The sequence below is a fragment of the Oceanobacillus sp. MO10714A genome, from assembly GCF_037072045.1.
Classification (GTDB): Bacteria; Bacillota; Bacilli; order Bacillales; family Amphibacillaceae; genus Oceanobacillus; species Oceanobacillus indicireducens.
In genome coordinates this window covers 24,274-47,964 of the sequence record NZ_JAXHDC010000002.1, presented here as the reverse complement: position 1 = coordinate 47,964, position 23,691 = coordinate 24,274, and the positions used below count along the sequence as shown (strand labels likewise).

Annotated in this window: 22 protein-coding genes; 5 read left to right on the top strand and 17 right to left on the bottom strand. The window is 39.1% G+C overall.

Features of this window, described 5'->3' with window-relative positions; genetic code table 11:
* Positions 1-104: 104 nt before the first annotated feature.
* A complete protein-coding gene (locus tag SPD53_RS02680; protein ID WP_336251600.1) occupies positions 105-1,166 on the bottom strand; it encodes a CAP domain-containing protein in 1,062 nt (353 codons plus the stop codon).
* A gap of 176 nt (positions 1,167-1,342) precedes the next feature.
* On the opposite strand from SPD53_RS02680, the gene SPD53_RS02675 reads away from it, so the two are divergent.
* Complete coding sequence (locus tag SPD53_RS02675; protein WP_156857606.1) at positions 1,343-1,720, top strand: YugN family protein; 378 nt, start codon at positions 1,343-1,345, stop codon at positions 1,718-1,720.
* A gap of 72 nt (positions 1,721-1,792) precedes the next feature.
* On the opposite strand, the gene ctaG is transcribed toward SPD53_RS02675, so the two are convergent.
* The 6 genes from ctaG to cyoE all read right to left on the bottom strand — a co-directional run bounded on the left by ctaG (position 1,793) and on the right by cyoE (position 7,742).
* Entirely contained in the window at positions 1,793-2,689 is an 897-nt protein-coding gene (gene ctaG / locus SPD53_RS02670) for a cytochrome c oxidase assembly factor CtaG (protein WP_156857605.1), read from the bottom strand.
* Between the two features lie 123 nt (positions 2,690-2,812).
* Complete coding sequence (locus SPD53_RS02665) at positions 2,813-3,136, bottom strand: cytochrome C oxidase subunit IV family protein (RefSeq protein ID WP_156857604.1); 324 nt, start codon at positions 3,134-3,136, stop codon at positions 2,813-2,815.
* A gap of 1 nt (position 3,137) precedes the next feature.
* Positions 3,138-3,782 (bottom strand): cytochrome c oxidase subunit 3, encoded by a 645-nt coding sequence (locus SPD53_RS02660; RefSeq protein ID WP_156857603.1) that lies wholly within the window; start codon positions 3,780-3,782, stop codon positions 3,138-3,140.
* A 1-nt stretch (position 3,783) separates the two neighbouring features.
* The gene (locus SPD53_RS02655) at positions 3,784-5,580 is read right to left on the bottom strand and encodes a cytochrome c oxidase subunit I (protein WP_156857618.1); all 1,797 of its coding nucleotides are present in this window, start codon (positions 5,578-5,580) and stop codon (positions 3,784-3,786) included.
* A gap of 96 nt (positions 5,581-5,676) precedes the next feature.
* Positions 5,677-6,732, bottom strand: a complete 1,056-nt coding sequence (coxB, locus tag SPD53_RS02650) for a cytochrome c oxidase subunit II (RefSeq protein WP_336251599.1) — start codon at positions 6,730-6,732, stop codon at positions 5,677-5,679.
* A gap of 68 nt (positions 6,733-6,800) precedes the next feature.
* On the bottom strand, positions 6,801-7,742 hold the full coding sequence (cyoE, locus tag SPD53_RS02645) for a heme o synthase (protein ID WP_156857601.1): 942 nt from the start codon (positions 7,740-7,742) through the stop codon (positions 6,801-6,803).
* Between the two features lie 441 nt (positions 7,743-8,183).
* Between cyoE and SPD53_RS02640 the strand changes: the two genes are divergently transcribed.
* The gene (locus SPD53_RS02640) at positions 8,184-9,131 is read left to right on the top strand and encodes a COX15/CtaA family protein (protein ID WP_156857600.1); all 948 of its coding nucleotides are present in this window, start codon (positions 8,184-8,186) and stop codon (positions 9,129-9,131) included.
* Positions 9,132-9,173: 42 nt separating this feature from the next.
* Here the strand turns inward: SPD53_RS02640 and pyc are convergent, their stop codons facing one another.
* The 3 genes from pyc to SPD53_RS02625 form a co-directional block, all read right to left on the bottom strand.
* Positions 9,174-12,614 carry a pyruvate carboxylase gene (gene pyc, locus SPD53_RS02635; RefSeq protein ID WP_336251598.1) on the bottom strand — a complete coding sequence of 1,147 codons (3,441 nt, stop codon included), beginning with the start codon at positions 12,612-12,614 and terminating at the stop codon, positions 9,174-9,176.
* Positions 12,592-13,785, bottom strand: coding sequence for a putative lipid II flippase FtsW (gene ftsW, locus SPD53_RS02630; protein ID WP_336251597.1), 1,194 nt, complete (start codon positions 13,783-13,785; stop codon positions 12,592-12,594). The genes pyc and ftsW overlap by 23 nt, the downstream gene beginning before the upstream one ends.
* A gap of 206 nt (positions 13,786-13,991) precedes the next feature.
* Positions 13,992-14,276: a YlaN family protein gene (locus SPD53_RS02625; RefSeq protein ID WP_156857597.1), complete on the bottom strand. Its 285-nt coding sequence runs from the start codon at positions 14,274-14,276 to the stop codon at positions 13,992-13,994.
* 223 nt (positions 14,277-14,499) lie between these two features.
* Between SPD53_RS02625 and SPD53_RS02620 the strand changes: the two genes are divergently transcribed.
* Both SPD53_RS02620 and SPD53_RS02615 read left to right on the top strand, forming a co-directional pair.
* Positions 14,500-14,982, top strand: a complete 483-nt coding sequence (locus SPD53_RS02620; RefSeq protein WP_336251596.1) for a hypothetical protein — start codon at positions 14,500-14,502, stop codon at positions 14,980-14,982.
* 341 nt (positions 14,983-15,323) lie between these two features.
* On the top strand, positions 15,324-15,917 hold the full coding sequence (locus SPD53_RS02615; RefSeq protein WP_336251595.1) for a YhcN/YlaJ family sporulation lipoprotein: 594 nt from the start codon (positions 15,324-15,326) through the stop codon (positions 15,915-15,917).
* 48 nt (positions 15,918-15,965) lie between these two features.
* Here SPD53_RS02615 and SPD53_RS02610 read toward each other — a convergent pair whose 3' ends face one another.
* Positions 15,966-16,265, bottom strand: coding sequence for a hypothetical protein (locus SPD53_RS02610; RefSeq protein WP_336251594.1), 300 nt, complete (start codon positions 16,263-16,265; stop codon positions 15,966-15,968).
* 161 nt (positions 16,266-16,426) lie between these two features.
* Here SPD53_RS02610 and SPD53_RS02605 point away from each other — a divergent pair, with 161 nt between their 5' ends.
* A complete protein-coding gene (locus SPD53_RS02605; protein ID WP_156857593.1) occupies positions 16,427-16,630 on the top strand; it encodes a YlaI family protein in 204 nt (67 codons plus the stop codon).
* 10 nt (positions 16,631-16,640) lie between these two features.
* Here SPD53_RS02605 and SPD53_RS02600 read toward each other — a convergent pair whose 3' ends face one another.
* The 6 genes from SPD53_RS02600 to nrdR all read right to left on the bottom strand — a co-directional run bounded on the left by SPD53_RS02600 (position 16,641) and on the right by nrdR (position 23,546).
* Positions 16,641-16,949 (bottom strand): YlaH-like family protein, encoded by a 309-nt coding sequence (locus SPD53_RS02600; protein WP_156857592.1) that lies wholly within the window; start codon positions 16,947-16,949, stop codon positions 16,641-16,643.
* A gap of 203 nt (positions 16,950-17,152) precedes the next feature.
* Positions 17,153-19,099 (bottom strand): threonine--tRNA ligase, encoded by a 1,947-nt coding sequence (thrS, locus tag SPD53_RS02595; RefSeq protein WP_336251593.1) that lies wholly within the window; start codon positions 19,097-19,099, stop codon positions 17,153-17,155.
* Between the two features lie 357 nt (positions 19,100-19,456).
* Positions 19,457-20,308, bottom strand: coding sequence for a sporulation protein YtxC (gene ytxC, locus SPD53_RS02590; RefSeq protein WP_156857617.1), 852 nt, complete (start codon positions 20,306-20,308; stop codon positions 19,457-19,459).
* 431 nt (positions 20,309-20,739) lie between these two features.
* Complete coding sequence (gene dnaI / locus SPD53_RS02585) at positions 20,740-21,666, bottom strand: primosomal protein DnaI (RefSeq protein WP_336251592.1); 927 nt, start codon at positions 21,664-21,666, stop codon at positions 20,740-20,742.
* A 25-nt stretch (positions 21,667-21,691) separates the two neighbouring features.
* The gene (locus SPD53_RS02580) at positions 21,692-23,047 is read right to left on the bottom strand and encodes a replication initiation and membrane attachment family protein (protein ID WP_336251591.1); all 1,356 of its coding nucleotides are present in this window, start codon (positions 23,045-23,047) and stop codon (positions 21,692-21,694) included.
* 16 nt (positions 23,048-23,063) lie between these two features.
* The gene (gene nrdR, locus SPD53_RS02575; protein WP_188855612.1) at positions 23,064-23,546 is read right to left on the bottom strand and encodes a transcriptional regulator NrdR; all 483 of its coding nucleotides are present in this window, start codon (positions 23,544-23,546) and stop codon (positions 23,064-23,066) included.
* Positions 23,547-23,691: the final 145 nt, after the last annotated feature.

Here is a 23,691-nt window from a genome sequence, read left to right as displayed (position 1 = left end):
ACCGGGCAACTGAACGGCGATTAGAGAGCCAGTCTGGAGGACGAGCAAGTCACTTACGCTGAAAAAAGCATACTGTTTAATGGAGACAAAAAGAAAAAGCCGAGTTACATCGGCTTTGCTAAAAAGTTCTGTGTATAGTAAAAGCGATAAACTCCTACTCCTAGGTGAGTATATTCTTCCTGAAGCAGTGCTTCCCGGTGGCCATCACTATTTAACCAACCTTCAACTGCAGCTGGGGCATCCGGGTATTGTGCTGCAATATTTTCCCCAGCAGATATATAAAGTAACCCTGTAATTTCTAGCCTTTCTTTCAATCCATCCCCATTCAAACTATAATGAGAAAAATAATTATTATCATTCATATCTTTACTATGATTGTATGCCACACCACTTACATCTTCTTCCCATTCCAATGTAGATTTATCAAAACGGTTCCTTAACACGTTACTTATATTGAATATTTGTTGTTCCATCCCCTTTTCCACTTGACTCCATTCATTATCCGTAAGATCTGGTTTAGCTGGAAGCGGACCGCGGTAGACAACTTCATATGGTTGATGGCGTAATAAGACGTCCGCTTCCATAAGACGAACAGATGACAACTCATTTGTAAACGTATCAAAGTAAAATTGCATGAATAAATCGTCGGAAACCTTTACTAAAGGTCGCTGGATCATATCTTCTGCTGTCATACGGAATGTATAAGTAGCGTAACCGTCTGTATAACCGACTTCTTCCTTGAATGGAAACTCTTCTCTAATTGATTCATAAGATGCCCCAAGTTGAATCGGCTCTAATGATAAACCATTCCCAATAGCATAAATGGTTTGCACATGGTCATCTTCTATTCCGAATTGGATATAGTAATCACTTTCGTTCGTGTAAACCCACCATATGTACCCGTAAGCGCTCAAATCCTTTCGTACAGGCTCGCCCATCTCCTGTTCGAGCTCTTCTATGGGTTTTCCAATCCAATGGTATAAATCCCCTTGTAACACTTGTTTACTCGCTGTAAGGACAGGTGTTGACTTTGCTTGCAGCATAAGGGCTTTTTCAACTACTTGTGACTCCACTTTTTCTTGACTATTCAGTTCGTCTTGTTCTATCCAATAAAAAGCAAGAATAACAACGATAGTAAGTAGTACTAAACTTCGTAATATACGCATCGATACAGCCCCTCTATTATGATATATTACAGTCTATGAAGATATAGTATGATACATTCAATGTTTTCCCTATTAATTCTAATTATAATCCTTTTTAACCGAACAGGTTTTCATTGCAAATTATTTCTATTCATACTATGATTAAATAAAGTGGACAATTATTAGGGGTGAAAAAAATGAGAATTGAAAACACTGGAATTGACGATTTAGTAATGGACTTGAAACCGCTTGATAAAATTACGGGGCAGCATGCCTTTATCCGTGCTGGACAGTGGGACTATGAACGAGTAACATATGATTACAAAATTGGTTCCAATGAAAAAAATATTACATATTATATCCGTGTTCAAGGTTATGCGACAAGTGGAGATGTAGATCGCAGAGATGCGGTGATCAAGCTATTAACTCCATTACTCGGTAAGCATTACTATCCACATGGAATCGAGTATGGTGAAGAAGAGAACTTCCCAGAATCACTCGTGGAACGTGCGCAAACATTGCTAACAAACTTAGCCAATGAATTAAAACCACTCGCTCAAGAAAAAGGTAATTAAAAAATCAGGTCAGCTATCAAAATAGTTGACCTGATTTTTTTAAAATCGCACTACTGTGTGATTTAATATAATTTAATTTACTTCTACACTAACTGGATCGACGTCTCTTGATTTCTCCCGGAACCAACCAAAGAATACTCGTATCATTAATGATAAATAAACGACTTCCTGAAGTGTTTTCATAATAACACCACCGAATTGCTGGTCGTTTATCGTACTTAATGGTGAAAACATTTCAGGCCCGGAAAGAGCTAATTCAATTCCGTCAAGTACATCACCAGGCACACAGATTGCTAATGATTGTAACCATGCACCCCCTGCCAAATAAGCTTCATAAGCAGGTGTTTTTGTAAAGATAATCAATACACAAGCCGGAGTTATCAATACACCATTAGCAAAGATATAGCCGACTTTCAATAAAGGAGTCATCGTATTTATTTCCTTAAATGGTAATAACAGTGGAATAAACACGATAAAGGCAGCAATCAATAAAATACTATGAATAACGAAATGCCATACTGGAGCCGACTTTGAAAAATCAAAGACAACTGGTATATGGTAGATAGAAAACAATCCATTAAATAAAAGCAAAGAAATAATCGGCTTTGTGAGTAGTCGAATAATTGGACCTAAGATATTGTTTCTTAGAACCCTTTCCCAAACCCATAATGGAAGTCCTTTAATGACAAGGATTGGAAAGATAAGCAGAAATACTACCATCTGTATCATATGCGCACTAAACATTATATGGGATAATAAATCAATTGGCGAACCTTTAGCTACATATAAAAGAAATAACGCTGTATACATCAAAACATGTTGCTTAACCGTAGGCTTTTCTGTTCCACCGAATTTATGGCGGTAAGGGCCAGTTGCTAAATAATAAATAACTCCTAGCAGTACACAGAATGTAAAGAAATATGGACTCCACAAAGCTCTAAAGCCGAAGATTTGTAATTCTAACCACATATATAGTCACTCCATAAAAAGGTTTATTCACTTATTATATACCATATTTTCGTGAGAATTTAATAAAAATGTGACGAAATTCGCAAAAAAAGATCGGGAATACTCTCCCGATCTTTTTAAATTTTACCACCAAGTAATAACTCCTAATCCAAGGATAGTTAGAAATGCAATTAACATTCCTCCGTAGATTGATGCAGAAGCTGGTCCATGACCCTTATCTTTCAAATGCATAAAATATAAGAATTGGAACATCGCCTGCACAATTGCTAGGACAACTAGCAAGATACTTAAATACGAACCAGTCATTAACTGCGTTCCAACAAGAGCGAATGCAATGACGGTAAATACAATCATTGAAACAAAGCTAATTACTTGGATTTTCATCTCATCTTTACTTTCTTGTTTACGGTAAGAATCGAGTTTGTTAGGCGTAGTATTTTCTGTCATTTTAACCCACCATCCCCATTAGATATACGACTGTAAAGATGAACACCCATACAACGTCAATAAAATGCCAGTACAATGCAAATGTATTGTACTTCGGAGCGTTATATGTGTCCAGTCCGCGTTTTGCATTACGTGCCATCAATACGATTAACCAGCTCAAACCGAAAATAACGTGTCCTCCGTGGAAGCCGACTAACGCATAGAAAGCTGAACCAAACGCAGAAGAGCGGAAAGTAAAGCCGTAATCTGTAATATAATGAGCGAACTCATAAATTTCACAACCTAAGAATGCGAGTCCTAGTAACCCAGTGATACCCATCCATAATTGCATTTTCTTAAAGTTGTTATTCTTCATATGGTAAATTGCATAAACACTCGTTAAAGAACTTGTAAGTAAAAGAAGTGTCATTAAGAATACAAGTTCAAGACCATATAATTCTTGTGTCGTCGGTCCGCCAGCAGTAGAGTTTTTAAGCGCGATATATGTCCCGAACAAACTGGCAAAAAGAACCGTTTCACTTCCAAGAAAAATCCATATACCAAGGTGTTTATGTTTACCCTCTGCTGTAACCCTCGCAGGCTCTGCAGGAATATTATTTGGATCTATTTTATGTGCATTCCTGCCAATTGCTTCCTGGTGACTCATCTTAATCATCCTCCTTTTCAAGTTCTTCTTTGGGGATGTTATAGCCGTAGTCATCTTTCAATGACCGAACAATCATACAACCGATAGCAAATGCCATACCGATGTAAATTAATATCCTGCCATGTGGACCATCTAACTGGTAAATAAAACCAAACGATGCAACTGTAAGTCCAAGACTGATTAGAAATGGAAGTATTGAACCATGTGGCATATGAATGTCATGTAATGGTTCAGCTGGTTTTATCTTACCATCACCTTCCATTTTTTCAATCCAAAATGGATCTAATCCACGAGTTAATGGTGTGTATTTAAAGTTATAGTAAGGCGTTGGATTCGGTACTGACCACTCTAATGATCTTCCATCCCATGGGTCTCTTGGTGCTGGACCTTTGAAGTATGAGGTCACAACATTAATTAATAACACAATTACTGCTAGACCCATCAAGTAAGAACCTAACGTACTGATTAAGTTTCCTAAATCCAGTTCCTGATTCTCTAGGAATACCCAGTAGCGACGTGGCATACCCATTAGTCCTAAGAAATGCTGAATGAAGAATGTTAAATGGAAACCAGAAAAGAACAGCCAAAATTCAAGTTTTCCTAACTTCTCACTTAACATCCGGTTGAACATCAACGGCCACCAATAGTGTACTGCCGCTAGTATACCAAATACTGATCCACCAATTATAACGTAGTGGAAGTGCGCAACTACGAAATACGTGTCATGGAACTGATAGTCCGCAACTGTTGAACCAAGCATAACACCTGTCATCCCACCAATTGTGAAAGATGGAATAAATCCAAGTGCATAAAGCATCGGAGTAGTTATTTTAATACTACCGCCCCACATTGTGAGGAGCCAGTTGAATATCTTGATTCCCGTTGGCACGGCAATCGCCATCGTACCAATCGCGAAAAGAGCGTTAGCTACTGGTCCTAGGCCTACAGTAAACATATGGTGCGCCCAAACCATGAATCCTAAAAATGCGATTAGGAATGTAGCGAAAACCATCGCGGTATAACCAAATAGTCGTTTCTTCGAGAATGTCGGGATGACTTCACTAAATATCCCGAATGCGGGAAGAACCAAAATATAAACTTCAGGATGACCCATTATCCAGAATAAGTGTTGCCAGATAACCGAGTTACCACCTAAAGCAATATCAAAGAAAGCAGAATCAAACATACGGTCAAACTGCATTAAGAATAGTGCAATTGTAAATGCTGGGAAAGCGAATAAAATAAGAATACTTGTTACTAATGTTGTCCATGTAAATAACGGCATTCTCATATATGTCATCCCTGGTCCACGCATTAATACAATCGTTGCTATAAAGTTAATCCCTGTCATAATTGTTCCTGCACCTGCTAGCTGCAGTCCCAATACATAGAAGTTTATACCATGACCAGGTGATTGTACGGAAAGTGGTGCGTAGTTTGTCCACCCTGCATCTGGTGCTCCTCCAAAAAACCAACTAGAGTTCATTAAGAGTCCACCAAAGATAAATAGCCAAACACCTAAACCGTTCAAGAAAGGAAATGCCAAATCACGAGCTCCAATTTGAAGTGGCATAACATAGTTCATTAAGCCGAAGAACAACGGCATCGCTGCAAGGAATAACATGTTCGTTCCATGCATCGTAATCAATTCATTATATAAGCCAGCAGAAACAAAGTCGTTTTCTGGTGTCATTAACTGAGTTCGAATAATTAATGCTTGTAATCCGGCCATTAGGAAGAATATCCCACCGAAAAGCAAATATAATACTCCGACCTTTTTATGGTCAACGGTGGTCATGTAATCCCAAATCACGGTTCCCAAGCTTCTTTTTTGAGTAGTAGTACTCAAAGCTTTAACCTCCCTCTTGTGTCTTCCATCCCTTAATTAATATTATTAGTCGATAAGGCCCCCAGCACTCTCAGGGGTTATTTCAGATGGCTGAAGCTGCATTAAATACTCTGCTATCTTATCAGCTTCTTCTTCTGTCACATCATACGTACCCGTCATTAGGTTACCAGGCTTAATTGACTCTGGATCTGTAATCCACTTAACAAGATTCTCTTTTGTTGGTTCAAGATATCCTACAAAGTGTGTACGGTCACCAAAGTTAGTCAAGTTTGGTCCAACACCAGATGGTGCAGATCCAAGCGCGTGACATCCCATACAGTTATTTTGGAATAGGTCTTGACCTTCCTGTGCAACTGCATCGTCCGGTACCTCTTCAGGATCAAAGTTTTGCATGTCTGTGATCCACTGTTCATACTCTTCTGGACTTACTGCAATTACTTTGAAGTCCATCAGCGAGTGGGATGGTCCACAAAGTTCGGCACATTTACCCCAGTAAACTCCTTCTTCATAAGCTTCAATGAACATTGTATTCACGTTTTCCGGGTTAACGTCCATTTTTCCAGATATTGATGGCACCCAGAACGAGTGAATTACGTCTGATGAAACCATATTCAAGTATACTTTTTCTCCAGTTGGGATATACAAGTCCTGACTTGTCGAGACTTCTTCATCTTGATACTCAAAATGCCACCAATACTGGTTACCTGTTACATCAATATTAATTGATGAACTTGCCTCTGACGTATCTGCTAGATCAAAGGTGAAGTAAATTGTAGGGACCAAGATAATAATAACAAGAATGATTGGAATTACAGTCCACACAATCTCTAACTTCGTATTCCCTTCCACCTGTACTGGAATTTCATTCTCTTGACCCTTCTTTTTACGGTAACGGATCAATACAATCGTATAGATCACCATTACAACTACAAAAACACCAATCATGATGAATGTAATATAAAGAATTAGATCTAATGTTATATCTGCCCCATAGCCCTTAGGATTAAGGGAAGTTAAATTCTCTTTTCCACACCCTGCTAATAGGATTGCTAAGAAAGTAAAAAGCATGAGTGCTTTAAATTTTCCCATCCATCTTTTCATGTGTTCATACCTCTCTTTCTTCTTGTTGTTGTTTCCTTATATATTAATTTTATATTTAAGGACAATAGTTAATTAAATATTGGGAGCGTTACAATAACCATAAGCGGGAACAGGATGACGAGATAATTCAAAGAATAAACAAATATTCTATTTGCCCATTTCAAATCGTCTTTAACAAATAATCCTGAAACAGCTAGAATTAACCATCCAATATTTAGTGCGGTAGCGATAACGACAAATGTCGTACCGAGTGATGTAAGCAATAATGGCAACGGTAATAGACACGCAATGTATACAATAATTTGCCGCTTCGTTATGTTAAATCCATAGACGACCGGAAGCATTGGAACACCAGCCTCTTTATATTCGTCCATCTTCTTCATAGCAAGAGCAAGGAAATGCGGTGTCTGCCATATAAACATGATTAAAAATAGTCCAATCGGAACAATATGTAGCTCTGGAGTAATTGCAAACCAACCAATCAGTGGCGGCATTGCTCCTGAAATACAACCCACTATCGTATTTAATGTATACTTCCGTTTCGTCCACATCGTATATAACACAATGTAAACAAACCAACCGATAAAGGCAAATAATGCGGCATAAGCATTTGTAAACAGAAAAAGAATCCCTAACCCAATAATCGTCGTGACGATACCAGATATCAGGACTGCTCTAAGCGAAAATAGCCCTGTTACAGTTGGCCGTGTCTTTGTCCGGGTCATTTTCGGATCTATATCAACATCATACCAGTTATTTAGGATAGCCCCACCGGCGATTACTAAACCACTACCGATTAAGGTCATAATCAGCGTACCGATATGTTCACTGAACGTCAGACCATGTATGTATATAGCCAACCAAAAACCAGCAATTACAGTTATTAAATTTGAATTGACAATTCCGATTTTGATAAGAGCTTTAACAGCTTGCACCATACTTCTCATATTTTTGGCAGGAATTGCGGTGTCACTTACTACGTCTGTATACGGCGTTTCCACCTTGTTCATTCTCATTTCCCCCCTTTTTTCGAAAAAGCCAAGATTTTCATTACCATAGCTAGTTTTACACATGACAAATATAGCCGATAATTACTTTTATTGTATCATGGAATCAAATAAAATTCTATCCAACCAATAATTACTATTTAAATAAAATAATTATTGATTGAATGATTTTGGATAATTAAATCAAATCATTATTTTAGAATTTCTCTCTTCCGGAAGTATAACCCACTCGACCCTCATACTATTTCTAGCAAACTACGCCCCACATTGCAAGTATTTTTTACTATTTGAATGGTAAATACTGCTTTTATGTTGAATACTGTTACAAATTAATGACGAATTTCAACTAAGGGTATATTTCTTTGATATTGTTCCCGTAAAATATTATTATAAACGTTATAAAGTGTATACATATACTAAGAAGAAGTGAGGCTTAAAAATAACATGAAACTTTTAAAATGGTTATCCGTTGTTGCGACAATCGGGATGATCTTTGTACTTTTAGGTGGTGCACTTGTTACAAAGACAGGTTCAGCAGATGGCTGTGGAGATAGCTGGCCGCTTTGTGAAGGACAATTAATACCATCTGAATTCAACTTCGAGATGATTATCGAACTCAGTCACCGCTTAGTATCCGGTTCAATGGGAATTATCGTTGTATTATTAGCAATTCTAGCATGGAGAAAAATCGGTCATATCCGTGAAGTTAAATTCCTTTCTATCAGTTCAGTTGTCTTTCTCATTTTACAAGCACTGATCGGTGCAGCTGCTGTTGTATGGGGACAATCAGACTTTGTGCTTGCATTACATTTCGGAATTTCACTAATTTCGTTTGCTACTGTATTCCTGCTTACGCTACTTATTTTTGAGACCGACAAGAAGTGGGATACGGAATCGCTCACCATTAAGAAAAAGCATCGAATCGAGTTTATTGCGCTTACGATTTATACACTCGCTGTCGTCTATACAGGGGCGCTTGTCCGACATACTGAGTCCAGTCTCGTTTGTCCAGATTTCCCCTTCTGCTACAATAATAATCCCGGCGGTATTGCGAGTTATAACTTCCAGCAATGGGTACAAATGGGGCATCGTTTGAGCGCAATCATTTTGTTCCTTTGGACGATTGTGTTGTTCGTTAAAATTATTAAAGAATATAAACACTCTAAAGTCATGGTAGGCGGTTGGGCGATTGCACTTTCGCTTATTGTATTACAAGCTCTGTCTGGTGCATTAAGTGTCTTTACGATGCTCAGTCTATTCGCAACACTTGCACACGCTCTATTCATCTCTTGTTATTTCGGGATGCTGAGTTACTATCTTCTGTTATCAAACCGGAGCGCAACAAGAGAAATGCATGAACAGCCTAACCACACAAATACAGTTATTTCTTAGAACAAAAAACATCGCTCTTGATTGGGAGCGATGTTTTTTGTTTTATTCAAATTCGATTAAAATATCGTCAACTTCAATGACGGAGCCGTCTTTTACATAGACATCTTTAATGGTTCCACCAAACGGCGCTTGAATACTTGTTTCCATCTTCATTGCTTCTGTTGTAAGCAGATGGTCGCCTTTCTTCACCTGATCGCCCTTCTTACAGTTCACACTTAAAACTGTACCAGGCATCGTTGCACCAATATGCTTCTCATTCCCTTTCTCCACTTTTGGTCTAAAGGCAACGGATGAACGAATACTTTTATCTTTAATTTGAATTTCACGAGTCTGACCATTTAGTTCAAAATAGATCACACGGGTACCATCGGGTTTCGGCTCAGAAATGGAAACAAGATTAATAATCAATGTTTTCCCTTCTTCAATTGTCACATCAATCACTTCACCAAGCTTCATACCATAGAAAAATGTCGGTGTATCGAGAACAGACATATCACCATAAGTATCCGTGAAATCTTTATAGTCAAGAAATACTTTCGGATAAAGTGCATATGCAATCACGTCTTGATCAGTAACTGATTGCTCTAGCTTTTCCTCCAATTCTTCTTTTAAAGCTTCAAAGTCAACGGGCTCAAGCAATTCTCCAGGACGGACAGAAATCGGTTCCTTATCCTTTAAAATGACTTTCTGTAGTTTTTCCGGGAAACCTTGATAAGGCTGGCCGATATATCCGGCCGCAAACTCAATGACAGATTCCGGAAAGTCAATCTGGTGCCCTTTATCATACACATCTTGTTCCGAGAGATCATTCTGTACCATGAATAGTGCCATATCACCAACTATTTTAGAAGATGGTGTTACTTTAACGATATCACCAAACATATCGTTAACGAGACGGAATGTTTTCTTTACTTCATTCCAGCGGTCCCCAAGGCCAACCGCTTTAGCCTGCTGCTGTAAATTACTATATTGCCCGCCAGGCATCTCATGGTTATAGATTTCAGTGTGAGGTGACTTCATCCCGCTTTCAAAATCACTATAATATTCCCGAATCCCTTCCCAATAATGCGAGAGTTCTTCCACTGCATCGATATTCATTTCAGGCTGACGAACATGTCCTTCCAGTGCATGATAAAGCGTCTGTCCACTTGGTTGCGAAGTCATCCCTGCGAGCGGACCATTCGCAACATCAACAATATCTACGCCGGCATCTACTGCTCGTGCATACATATAAATTCCATTTCCACTTGTATCGTGTGTATGTAAGTGGATTGGTAAATCTGTCTTTTCTTTCAATGTTGAAATTAACTGATATGCTGCTTCAGGCTTCAATAGTCCGGCCATATCTTTAATTGCTAGAATATGAGCACCGGCATCTTCCAACTGTTTTGCCAAGCTCACATAGTAATCCAAGTCGTACTTTGATCGACCTTTATCTAGCATATTACCGGTGTAGCACATTGCAGCCTCTGCAATCTTATTATTGTTCCGAACCGATTCGATAGCGAGCTTCATCCCATCAAACCAGTTTAAACTGTCAAAAATACGGAATACATCTATACCTTTTTCTGCACTTTTCTCAACAAATGCATGGATTAAATTATCCGGGTAGTTCTTATAACCAACTGCATTACTTGCACGCAGCAACATCTGGAATAGAACATTCGGCATTTGTTCCCGTAATTGCTCAAGGCGTACCCAAGGATCTTCTTTTAAGAAGCGATAGGCAACGTCAAAAGTTGCTCCTCCCCACATTTCAACAGAAAATAAGTTCGGTTGAATTTTCGCTGTTGGTTCAGCGATTTGTACAAGATCCTTCGTGCGAATCCGAGTTGCTAGTAATGACTGGTGGGCATCACGGAAAGTCGTGTCTGTTAAGAGAACTTCTTTCTGATCTTTCACCCAGTCCGCTAACGCTTCAGGGCCTTTTTCATCTAATATTTGCTTTGTGCCGTCAGGGAATGGGGAGTGATGATCGACTTGAGGGATCAGCAGCTTAGAAAATTCCGGCTTTTCTACTTTTGCTGCTCCGTCTACTCCATTGATTGTGATATCCCCAATGTAAGTAAGCATTCTTGTTGCACGGTCTCTTGATTTTCTGAATTCAAATAATTCCGGTGTTTTATCAACAAAGGTTGTATCATAGTCCCCCGTGATAAATTGTTTGTGGTGCATTACTTTTTCCAAAAACTGTACATTCGTTTTTATTCCGCGAATTCGGAATTCTTTAAGGTTACGTACCATCTTCCTAATGGCTTGTTCATATGATTTCGCCCATGTCGACACCTTAACTAGTAGAGAATCATAATGCGGGCTAATGATTGCCCCTGAGAAACCATTTCCTGCATCAAGTCTTACGCCAAACCCGCCCCCTGTCCGGTAAGCAAGAATCTTTCCGGTATCAGGCATAAAGTTATTTAACGGATCTTCTGTTGTGACTCTTGACTGGATCGCATACCCATCCGTAATAATATCTTCTTGTTTTGGAACTTGAATTTCTTCTCCATGTAAGCCGTAACCATCCGCGATTAAGATTTGCGTCTGCACAATATCAATTCCAGTAATCATCTCTGTAATCGTATGTTCCACTTGGACACGCGGATTTACTTCAATGAAATAGAACTCGCCTTCTGAAACAAGGAACTCGACTGTCCCGGCATTGAGGTAATCTACATTACGCATTAGGTTCACTGCCGCCTCGCAAATTTCCTCGCGCAGTTCATCTGATAACGTAAGACTAGGAGCAACTTCTATCAGTTTTTGGTGTCTACGCTGAATCGAACAATCTCGTTCATAAAGATGGACGATATCACCATGGCTATCTCCAAGAATCTGGACTTCAATATGTTTTGGATTCGTTAACAATTTTTCTACATAAATCTCATCATCACCAAATGCTGTCTTCGCTTCAGACTTCGTGCGATCATACGCCTCGGAAACTTCTTCAGGGCTATTAACGACCCGCATTCCCCGACCGCCACCACCAAGAGTTGCTTTAATGATGATTGGGTAACCATATTTTTCACCAAAGATAAGAACTTCTTCTATACTATGTACAGCTCCGCTTCCCGGTATGACAGGAATATCTGCGTTCACTGCCTGTTCGCGAGCTTTCACCTTATCCCCAAACATGTCCAAATGCTTGCTTTTCGGACCAATGAAGATAATACCTTCCTCTTCACAACGTTTAGCGAATTCGATGTTTTCGGATAAAAAACCGTAACCCGGATGAATCGCATCGATATTTTTTTCTTTAGCAAGTTCGATAATGCCTTCAATATCAAGGTACGCATCGATCGGCTTCTTATCTTCCCCGATTAAGTATGCTTCATCTGCTTTAAAACGGTGAAGCGAACCTAGGTCTTCTTTTGAATAAACAGCAACCGTTCGTATTCCGAGTTCATTACACGCCCGGAATACCCTGATTGCTATTTCCCCTCGGTTTGCTACTAAGACTTTCTTAATATGCTTTAAATTTACCATGTTTCCCACCTCTGTTTAGTTGTTTTATTTTTCTATCTGCATTATCTTGTTGACTCTCTGTCTCATGTTCCTTCCTTCTCACATTCATTGCAATGTTGTTTAGAACACCCATGGAGATAAGCAATACTAACAATGAAGTACCACCATAACTAATAAATGGCAAGGTAACTCCAGTAATCGGCATTAGCCCACTAATAGCACCTAGGTTAATGAAAGCTTGGATTCCGACCATCGAAGAAATACCAATGGCAAGCAGTGCACCAAAGCTGTCTGTACATTTTCTTGAAATAAAGAAGCCCCTAAGTACAATGACAGCAAGTAAGCCTATTACGATAACTACACCAATAAATCCAAGTTCTTCGGCGATGATAGCCATGATAAAATCAGTATGCGCCTGTGTTAAATAACCCAATTTCTGTACACTTTGTCCAAGTCCCTCTCCAGTAAGCCCACCAACTCCAATCGCTACATAAGATTGGATTAATTGGTATCCATCTGAATCTGGTGTTTCAAATGGCTGGTATGCTCCGGTAAAGCGGGAAATCCTCTCATCTGTCACCATAGACGGTGCAACAAGGAGTAAAAGTCCCATTCCAAAAGCTATTAAAATACTTAAATGCTTCCAGCGGATACCTGAACTAACGATTATAGAACAGGCGATCAAGAAAATAATAGAAGATGTACCGATATCCGGTTGGATAATAATTAAACCGATGAATACACCGGTTAAAATTAACGGAGGGAGTACACCGGTCGTAAATTTATCAATATAAGCTTGCTTCTTGGAATATACGGAAGCAAGGTACATAATCAGCGCAATCTTGGCAAACTCGGCAGGTTGTAAGCTCATTGGTCCAATCTTAAGCCACGATTGGGCGTTATTTACATTTGTTCCAAATAAAATAACACTAACTAGCATGATGAGAACACCTATAACAATAAACTTCATCAATTTCTGATAATACTGATAAGGAAATATACAAGTAACCAGAAATCCAATGAAGCCGAAACCGAACCAGACTGCTTGCCGTTTTAAATAATATGTACTCTCCAGCCCATCCACTACCGCGGTCACCATACTGGCGCTATAGATCATCACAAGGCCGAATGCTGTTAATATCAATGGCGTAATGATTAATGTGTAATCATAGTATTTTAATTTTTTTAACATCCTTCTTCTCCTCAGATTGATAGATTTTAGCGGAAGGATATCGAGAAACTTTTTATAAAGTATAACACAATTAAATAAATAGTACATACTATTTATAAAAAGTTTTTCTTTTACCCACAGTTTTATTTTAACTTACCTAAAACAAAAAAACCTTGCCGAGTTCTTTCAGGCAAAGTTTTGCTGCAAAATCAACATACACAAATCGTTCACAACGTATTTTGTGAGGCTTCATGCAAAATATTAAGCTTCTTCTCCAAATTTTCCAGAAGTGCTTTACCTTCATTCTCGCTGATTAAGTTCAAACGAACAGCAAAATCAATCTCTTTAGAGAGACCGAACATTTGTGTATCCAACACCTCTTCGTAGACCGGGCACTGTGGCATCGTTAAATTTTCTATTTGAACTTCTATTAATCGTAAAATTTTGTCAGCGTCAGCCTTCAGAAGGGCGTAGGCTTTTTCACGATGATTAACTGTCACCTCAGGAACCATTATAATCCCCTCCAGTAATAAAGACTCTTTCTTATATATTAGCGGTTGCTTAAAAAAAATGCAAACAAAATTGAAGGATATCCCGGAAAAGAATTGCTCTTCTCTTGTAAATATCTCGATTAGGTGAAAATATTGAATCAATTTGATAGAATTATAACGTATCGATTGCCGGGTATGAATAAAAAGATTCATAGGGTAATTAATAAAAGATGGGGGCACAAAAATGATTATTCCAATAAAGGGGAATGTAAAGTTTCCAATAACACTTGATCCAAGTGTCTGGATTTTTGATGACAGAAGAATAAAATTTGATGAAGCATTTTCTGATAGGCATGATACGCGCGAAGAACAGGAGCATACATTCAGTTCAGAGGAACGGTTTAACCGGGAAGTAGTTCAAGCAACAAATGATAATAAACCCATTCCCCGCAAAGATGCGGACGAAATTTTAAAGTCGACTTACGTTATACCTTTTAAACCTTTTTTTGAAAATGCAGGAGCGAACGAGGAAGCAACCGGCGCTACAATCGTACAAGCAGACGGTAATGAGATAACGCTCGACTTGGAAGAACTTGCAAATAGTTACTTTTTGTTTTCTTTTGAGGGCAAACCACTAAAAGAAGACGGTCCTGTACATATTTATTTCAGTGATGGCACGAATAAAGACGATCCAATTAAAGGAGTTACCGAAATCATCATCAACTAACCCAAGTCCCGCAGTCTAAAACAGCGAATTACTTTCATTCAGCGTAAGTGCAACTTACTTCTGGAGGTCCGCAGTCCAGACACCTCTCGCTTTCCGCAGGCGGCTGGTGAGCCTCCTCGGGCTGCCGCCCTGCGGGGTCTCACCTATGCCTTTCCTCCTGCAGGAGTCTCGAGGTGTCTGGACTGCTCCGAGGAAAGGCCAAATTTGGAAAGCGAACGGTGTCAGCGGTTCATTTTAAATAGCAATCTTTTGGATAATTATTTTCATATGACAGGAAGTCCTACGAATATTTTAATTTATTCTGCTAAAAATAAACAAAGCTTTATGAGGAGGTATGAATAATGAATATTCGTAAATGGGGCTTTCTTATTTTATGTCTTGCTGCCCTTTACGGTTGTCAAGGTAAAGACAATGCAGCACAAGAGGAAACGCAGCCAAATAACCGGTTCATGCAAGTGGAGAATAGGAATGATACGGATGATGTGCAGCTGACGAATACGGAAATAGCTGAGCATCTGTCAAACGTTGCAAACAATGTACCAGGAGTTAACGAAGCATCTGCCTTAGTTGCCGGTCCTTACACAGTCGTTGCTATTGATGTCGAGGAAGACATGGATCGTTCACGAGTCGGGACGATCAAATACTCCGTTTCTGAAGCCTTGTATCACGACCCTTGGGGGAAAACGGCAGTAGTAGTCGCGGATGCCGACTTGATGGCTAGAGTGCGCGGGATGGGCGAGCAAATCCAAGCCGGCTATCCTATCCAAGGTATTGTCGATGAACTTTCTGCAATTGTCGGGAGGGCAATGCCTGAATTCCCTGTAATGGATGACCTGCCACAAGAGCAAGATGATAATAAAGAAATGCTTGATGAAGAAGATAAAAATGAATTGGAAGAAATAGAAAACGAACAGTCACATAATAGAAAAGAATAACGAAAAGTGGAGGCGTTCTTGTTTTCAAGGACGCCTCCGTATACTTGTTTATTGAAGTGGTGTATTTTCTTGTTTTTCGTTTTTTTCGTTGTAGTACTGAACTCCAAATTGCGACCCTTCCGATACCATTTTAGCATTTTCCAAATCAGCGTTATCCCTCATATCCATCTGGTCTGGATGACCAGCTTTTTCAAACGTCGATTCACTTGGATCCATCTGGTTATTAAGAAGATTATTTACCGATTCTTTTATCTTTGATTTTTGTGAGTCATTCAGCAGAAAGTAGCTTGCTGCGCCTGCCCCGATAACACCTGCACCCACAGCTGTAATAATATTACGCTTCTTCATCAACTTTACCTTCCTTTCCAAACGTGAAGTTATCTTTATATTCCCCCATAAAAAAGAATAAAACCTTTATTCGATAAAAAAGATTTTGGTAAAAAAGATTTTCCTAGCATTTACCTATTATGGTATACTTGTTTCATCATCAGGATATATGAGGTGAAAGGATGCAAGTTAAATGTACAATATGCGATGAAATTAATGAACTTCCTGACGACTCATTTAAAGCGAAACGTTTAAGAAACCGCCGGACGTATATGTACCTATGTGACGAATGTTATGAGCGGATTGAAATAAAAACAAAAGCAAGACATGCAACAGGTAAATTCCGGCTTTATGAAGAGAATAAGGAAGAAGATGAATATATTTAAAAAAACGCCCTTATGAGGCGTTTTTTGCTTTTCTTTGCATATGAAGTCTTGTACGATAAATTATAAGTACAATACAGATGACAACAAGGCTTTCTGTCATCGGCAGCTTCATGATGCTGAATATAGTCGTAATATAATTACCGAGAACGAGCATGAAGTAGACGAATATATTTTTTCCCACCGATAACTTTCTTGCAAAACCAAGCTTATAGGCGATTGCTGAAAGTATAAGGTTAATGAAATACATCGTCCAAAAAATATTGTCCGTGCCATAATTGTCTAAGATATAATCTAATACGAAACTAAACGATCCTGTCATACCAATTAATCCCCCAATAACATTCGCTCATTCCATCATACTAAATCTTTTAAATTCATGCTAGGTAAAAGGGAGAATAATTTATTACAATCTAAGGACAGGGTTACCATTTAACCGAAAATAAAACGAAGGTATAACCCCAAACTATGATGAAAAATCCATACATTGAGGTTATACCTAGGTTTATTACAACAAATTATATCTTATTCGTGATCCGATTTATTAGCAATTTCTTCTCTTAGCAGATCTTTAAATGCAGCCCCCGAGAGAGTTGTTGTTGCTTTTTCTCCGTAGCGGCGGTAGGTAACAGTGTTTTCTTCAACTTCCTTGTCTCCAAGTACGAGAGAGAATGGGACTTTTTCGGTTTGGGCTTGACGGATTTTGTAGCCAATTTTCTCATCACGCTCATCCAACTCGACCCGGATTCCTTCTCGCGTTAATGATTCAGCAACTTGTTTTGCGTAATCAAAATGTACTTGTGGAGATACCGGGATTACTTTCACTTGTACAGGAGCTAGCCATGTTGGGAATGCACCTTTGTATTCTTCAATTAAGAATGCAACAAAGCGTTCCATTGTAGAAACGACACCGCGGTGAATAACAACCGGTCGGTGTTCTTTTCCGTCTTCCCCGATATAAGTTAAATCAAAGCGCTCTGGCAGCAATACGTCAAGCTGTACGGTCGAAAGTGTCTCTTCTTTACCGAGTGCCGTTTTTACTTGAATATCAAGCTTCGGTCCATAGAAAGCCGCTTCCCCTTCTGCTTCCACATAATCAAGCTCCAGCTCTTCCATCGTTTCTTTTAATTGACGTTGTGTCATTTCCCACATTGTGTCATCATCAATATATTTTTCCTTATCTTCCGGATCACGGTAAGACAATCTGAAGCTATAATCTTCAATGCCAAAATCTTTATAAACATGTTGGATTAATTCAACAACCCGTTTGAACTCTTCTTTCAGTTGATCAGGACGAGCAAATATATGAGCATCATTTAGCGTCATACCCCGAACACGTTGTAAACCCGCTAACGCCCCGCTCATCTCATAACGGTGCATTAAGCCAAGTTCAGCAATCCGCACTGGCAATTGACGGTAACTCCATAATTGATTTTTAAAAACCATCATATGATGCGGACAGTTCATCGGCCGGAGCACTAATGTTTCGTTATCCATATCCATGGATGGAAACATGTCTTCTTGATAGTGATCCCAATGGCCACTTGTTTCATAAAGTTCCTTACTGCCAAGAACCGGTGTATATACGTGGTCATAGCCTAATTTTTCCTCAAGGTCAACGATATAACGCTCGATAATTCTCCGGATTGTCGCACCTTTTGGCAACCATAAGGGCAGTCCTTGACCGACTTTTTGAGAAACAGTGAATAAATCGAGTTCTTTGCCGAGTTTACGGTGATCTCTTTCTTTTCTCTCTTCTAAGATTTTCAGATACTCTTTAAGCTGAGATTTCTTTTCAAAAGCAGTTCCATAAATTCGTTGAAGCTGTTGATTCTGACTGTCACCTCTCCAGTATGCACCGGAAATACTAAGCAGTTTAAATACTTTAATTTTACTCGTGCTCGGTACATGAACACCACGGCATAGATCGAAAAATTCACCTTGCTCATATATCGTCACCTGCTCCCCTTTAGGGATATCATCGATCAATTCAAGTTTTAGATTATCGCCTATCTCCGCAAAACGTTTTTTCGCTTCTTCCCTTGAAACCTCGATGCGCTTAACTTCCAAGTTCTCATCCACAATACGTTGCATTTCTTTTTCGATTTTCGGCAAATCCTCTGGAGTTAGGGCATGTTCCATATCGATGTCATAATAAAATCCTTCTTCAATGACTGGACCAACTCCGAATTTCACGTCACCGTAGAGACGCTTGATTGCTTGAGCAAGTAAGTGTGCTGTTGAATGACGCAAGATATCAATACCCTCATCATCCCGGTATGTTATGATTTGAATCTCTCCCCCATTTTCAATCGGACGCCGTAAATCCCATGGTTCACCATCAAGCTTAATCGCTAATGCCTGCTTTCTTAATCCTGGTGAAATCGATGCCGCAACTTCTTCCCCTGTCGTACCTTTAGGGAAGTCCTTCTTATTCCCATCTGGGAAGACTAAAGTAATTTCTTCTGCCATCACAAGTCATCTCCTATATCCAATTTATTAAAATACAATAAAAAAACCGTCTCTCTGCATTCATGCAAAGGGACGGTATATCTCTATAACGTGGTTCCACCCAGTTTCCGATTCATAAAAAATCGCTTCAGATCTTTAACGCAGATTAGACGCTGCCATTTACTGTTGTTCCACGGCAGTGCTCGGAGGTGGTAATTATTTGACTGCATACGGAAAGCTTTCAGCCAAGGCTTTCTTCTCTTATCTATACAGGGATACAAATAATCATGTCCTCTTCATTGCTGAATTTATATGATTAATTGTATTATAACGCCCGTTTATTGGAAAATCAAGCCTCGGAATATTTTTTTCTATACGCTATTTATTTCCAAAGGTGAAATAGGTATATGGAAAATCCTTAAATGATTGAATATCAACCCTTTCTTGAAAAATATTCAGTACCGTTTGTGTCCGCGGGCTGGATGAGTCGTCCACATACAATTTTATTTTCCGCGGGGCAAGCGCAATCAGTGGTGTAAGATTCCATTCATCCTCAGGTAATCCGAACAAATAAAGGGGAACTTTTTTCATAATAGAACGCAGCTCAACTTTAGAATACGGTTTACCGGTAAAGTGATAATAACTAAATGTATTTCCTCCAACAACGTGGATAAGTGGAACAGCAGGTTCTTTCTTAATGATGTATTCCCTTAACGTATTAATAAATGATTGATGCTCTTCTTCGCGCTTGAATTCATCAATGGCCAGTCCAACATAATGGATGAGATCTTGCTTGAATGCCTTCATCCCCGTCTGAACAATCCAATCGAAATGTACATCTTGCGCATTGCGGATATGCATAAGGAAAATTGCACGTAATAATTGGATGGGATGCTTATTTTTACGGAGCATTTTACAATCCTTATCTTCTCCAGTTACAATCCATTCCGCAAGCTCATAAATTTGTTCGATTTCATGTCCATCAGAAAAATAATAAGTATCTTGAATGATTTCATTGATAATACTTCTTAACCGATGCGTGACATAGACATCAACTAAAGATACTGCGATCGACTGGAAGATGATTTCATTTAATGGTTCCTCGTTGATCGTAAGCTGATTTCCCCGCTTTGCATTGACTTGCCAATATACGGCGATCTGTTTGTTTTGCTGAAATAATCGTTCGCAAAAACATATGACCTCCTTGTCCGACTCAAAGAAAATATCCATTTTTTTCACATCACCCTCATTTACAACCAAACTGCTATATTATATGGACTGGTCGTGAAAAAAATGATAAAACTATTGAAACTAATTACTCGACTTTTACAAGCCCAATCAATTCTACATATCTTAATATAATTTAAAAAGCTCCAACCCCTTTCATACAGCGTAAGTATCTGTAACTCTCTTCTGGAGGTCCGCAGTCCAGACACCTCTCGCTTTCCGCAGGAGGCTCCAGCTGTGCCCGCGGAAAGCATCCGTCCACCGGGCAACTGAACGGCGATTAGAGCGTCTTAATTAGTGAAAGAGCAGACACTTACGCTGTATGAAAGCAAATGGTTCGGCGGGTTTGATTTTAGGGGGTGTATAAGTAAGATAATTAAATGCAAAAAACTCCCTTCTAGTATTAAGTCCGGTTTCTACTAGAAGGAAGTACATTATTTTCTGCGGTTATAGCCCTGAACATGCATGATGTCACTTACTTGTTGGATTCGTTCAATGATTCTTGCGGCCTTTAGTGTTTCAACACCTGTTCGCGTTGTTGCAAGATGTGTTTGCAGTTGTTCCAAATTGTAATTGGATGTGAAAAAGACAGGAAGTCCTTCCATCATACGGTATTGCAGAATGGAACTTAAAATTTCATCCCGAAACCATGCGGAATGCATTTCAGCACCTATATCATCTAGCATGAGAATATCCGTCGTTTTAAATAGATCCATCTTCTCGTTGACGGAATCATCTTTCAATGATGCTTTCATTTCTCTTACGAATTCCGGCATATAAATAATCGTTGATGATATATTGTATTTTTTTAATTCATTCGCGAGAGCTCCTAGCAGGAAGGTTTTCCCTACACCGAAGATTCCATGTAAGTATATTCCCTTCTTCGGAATCTCATATTTTGCTTGTTCCAGGAAGTCGAATATCTTTAGGAGCACTTGCGTCCTGGATGAATCATTATCAATATCGGAAAATCTCGCTTGCAAAATCTCTTTTGGCATGTATAAACTTTGAATTAATTTATTCTGCTCCTGTTCCTTTTCAGCGAGTAATCTGCTATGGCATTTCTCATAACGGATATGAATTTCATCCCCTGTCACTTGCAGAATAGGCGAGTATCCTTGAATCATGTTTTTACATTCACCAAAAGAAGCACAGTGATCGCATTGCTTTGATTGGGATTTGAACTCATATAGTTTAATCAGGTTTTTATCAATCTCTTCTTGCCCCAATTCCGGGTGAATAGCGAGGAATTCTTTGATTTCTGGATCTTGAAGCAACTCTTGTTTCATTTTTTGATAATTTTCTTTAAAACTTTCGCTTTTGTTCATCCACGCTTTTAAGTTCGATTGTATTGGTTTCACTAAAATCACCCTTTTAAAGACTGGTTTAATTTCCTTCTGAATATTGTTGCAGCAACTTTGCGACCTTCCATTGCTCCTTGTTCATTGCAGGGGATTCTTTCTCTTCTTTTTTCTCTTTATGTTTCCCTGACTTATACCAATCTGGAACAATATCATTATTTGACGCACGCCCGTAATTACCTTGATGATTCCGCGCCCGCTTTGCCTTCGCTTCTTCATAACTGGCCTTTTCCTTCTTCGCAAATTCCATAGCTTCCCTTGCTGTCTGTAATTTCGCCCGAGACCAGTGACTTGCAATCTTCTCGAGATAAGCTCTGGACAATTTCATGTTTGTCTGCAATAGCACATAATGGATGAGAACATTCATAACAGCTGGCGGAAGCCCTTGATTCGTCATCACATCGCTGATCAGCTTCAGATCTTGAGCCGAAGCGGAACTTCCACTTGATAAATCTTCCAGTAATTGTTTCGGCGTAATTGTTTCTAACTCACGAATTAATAAATCTTCTCTTGTAAGTGGCTTTTCCGGTTCTTCCGCTTTGATTACTTGCTTATTAAGTTCTTTCTTTTCCACAAGACGGATTGGCTGACTATTGCTTTTTGCTCGATAAATGTCATGGCAAGCCTGTTTAAATTCTTCCCTGTCGAGATAATTCTCCTCATTTAATGACCAATTAACGGCTTTATCGATCTCAAAGCTTTCCAATTCATAGAGAATGAGCATATGAGCAATCAACTTACGGTTTTCTTTCGTCAGAACACGATAAACAGGGATCATCCGTTGCTTCAGCATCTGTTCCAGCCACTGGAAGTCTACTGTCCCGTCTTCCTCAACGGCTACTGCTTCATCTTCATGAACAGTCACTTGAACCATTCCTTCTTTAGGGGTAGTCTGGAATACTTCCTGGAAATCTGCAGTAATATTCTCGCCAGCTTCCGGTACACTGTCTTTTGCGAAAAGATCTTTTAGCTGGTTGAATTTCTGCTCACCAAGGTGATGATAAAGCAGGGATGAACACATTGCTTCTTCAAAGAAACTTTTTGAATCAAACGGACATTGCAAGTTATACGTGTAAATTGTAAACTCGTCCATTTCTTGTTTAAACGTACGTAATAAGCCGATAGCTTCCAGCTTTAAACGGGCATCATAAATTCTATCTAGTGGCAGCATCATGTAATTCATTAACGTATGATGTGTTTGCGGTATTCCTTCTTCCTGCAAGGATACTTCATTCGTAAGGGTTAAATAAAGCATAAGTGGCTCTGTACCAATAAGCGGTTGGTACAAATGTGTTAAAGATTGCAGATAATCAACTGGTAATGCTTTATCCATTCGAACAAAATACCCATCAACAGGTAATAGCTGTCCTATGCTTTTCACTGGATATTCACCCTTTTTATTCTTCCTTTTCCGCTTCATCTTGTTCTTCCGCATTAATCAATTCTTTCAATTCATCTAGAAAAACAGTAACATCTTTGAATTGACGATAGACAGAGGCAAAGCGAACATAGGCCACTTCATCAACCTTAGAGAGTCTTTCCATCACCATTTCCCCGATTAATTCCGAGTCCACTTCTGATGAACCAAGATTCCTCAGTCCTTTTTCAACCTCAAGAGCAATCTCTTCCATCGTTTCAACCGGAACTGGTCGTTTCTCACAGGCACGGATTAATCCGCGGGTCAGCTTATCCCGAGAAAATTCTTGACGCATACCGTCTTTTTTAACGACGATTAATGGAACTTCCTCCATCCGTTCAAATGTTGTGAAACGCTGACCACATCGTTCACATTCTCTTCGGCGCCGAATCGCTCTTCCGTCTTCTATCGGACGGGAATCGGTTACTTTTGTATTTTTATAATTACAGTTTGAACAACGCAACTTCGCTCACCTCTCTACCTTCAAACAAGTTTCATTTATTAGGATAGAAGCCTACACTTCTAAATGTAAAAAATAATATATCCTTTATTTTAACATGTTTCCGTAAAATCTTCTATTCGATTAAAATCCGGACATGGCCAGCCCT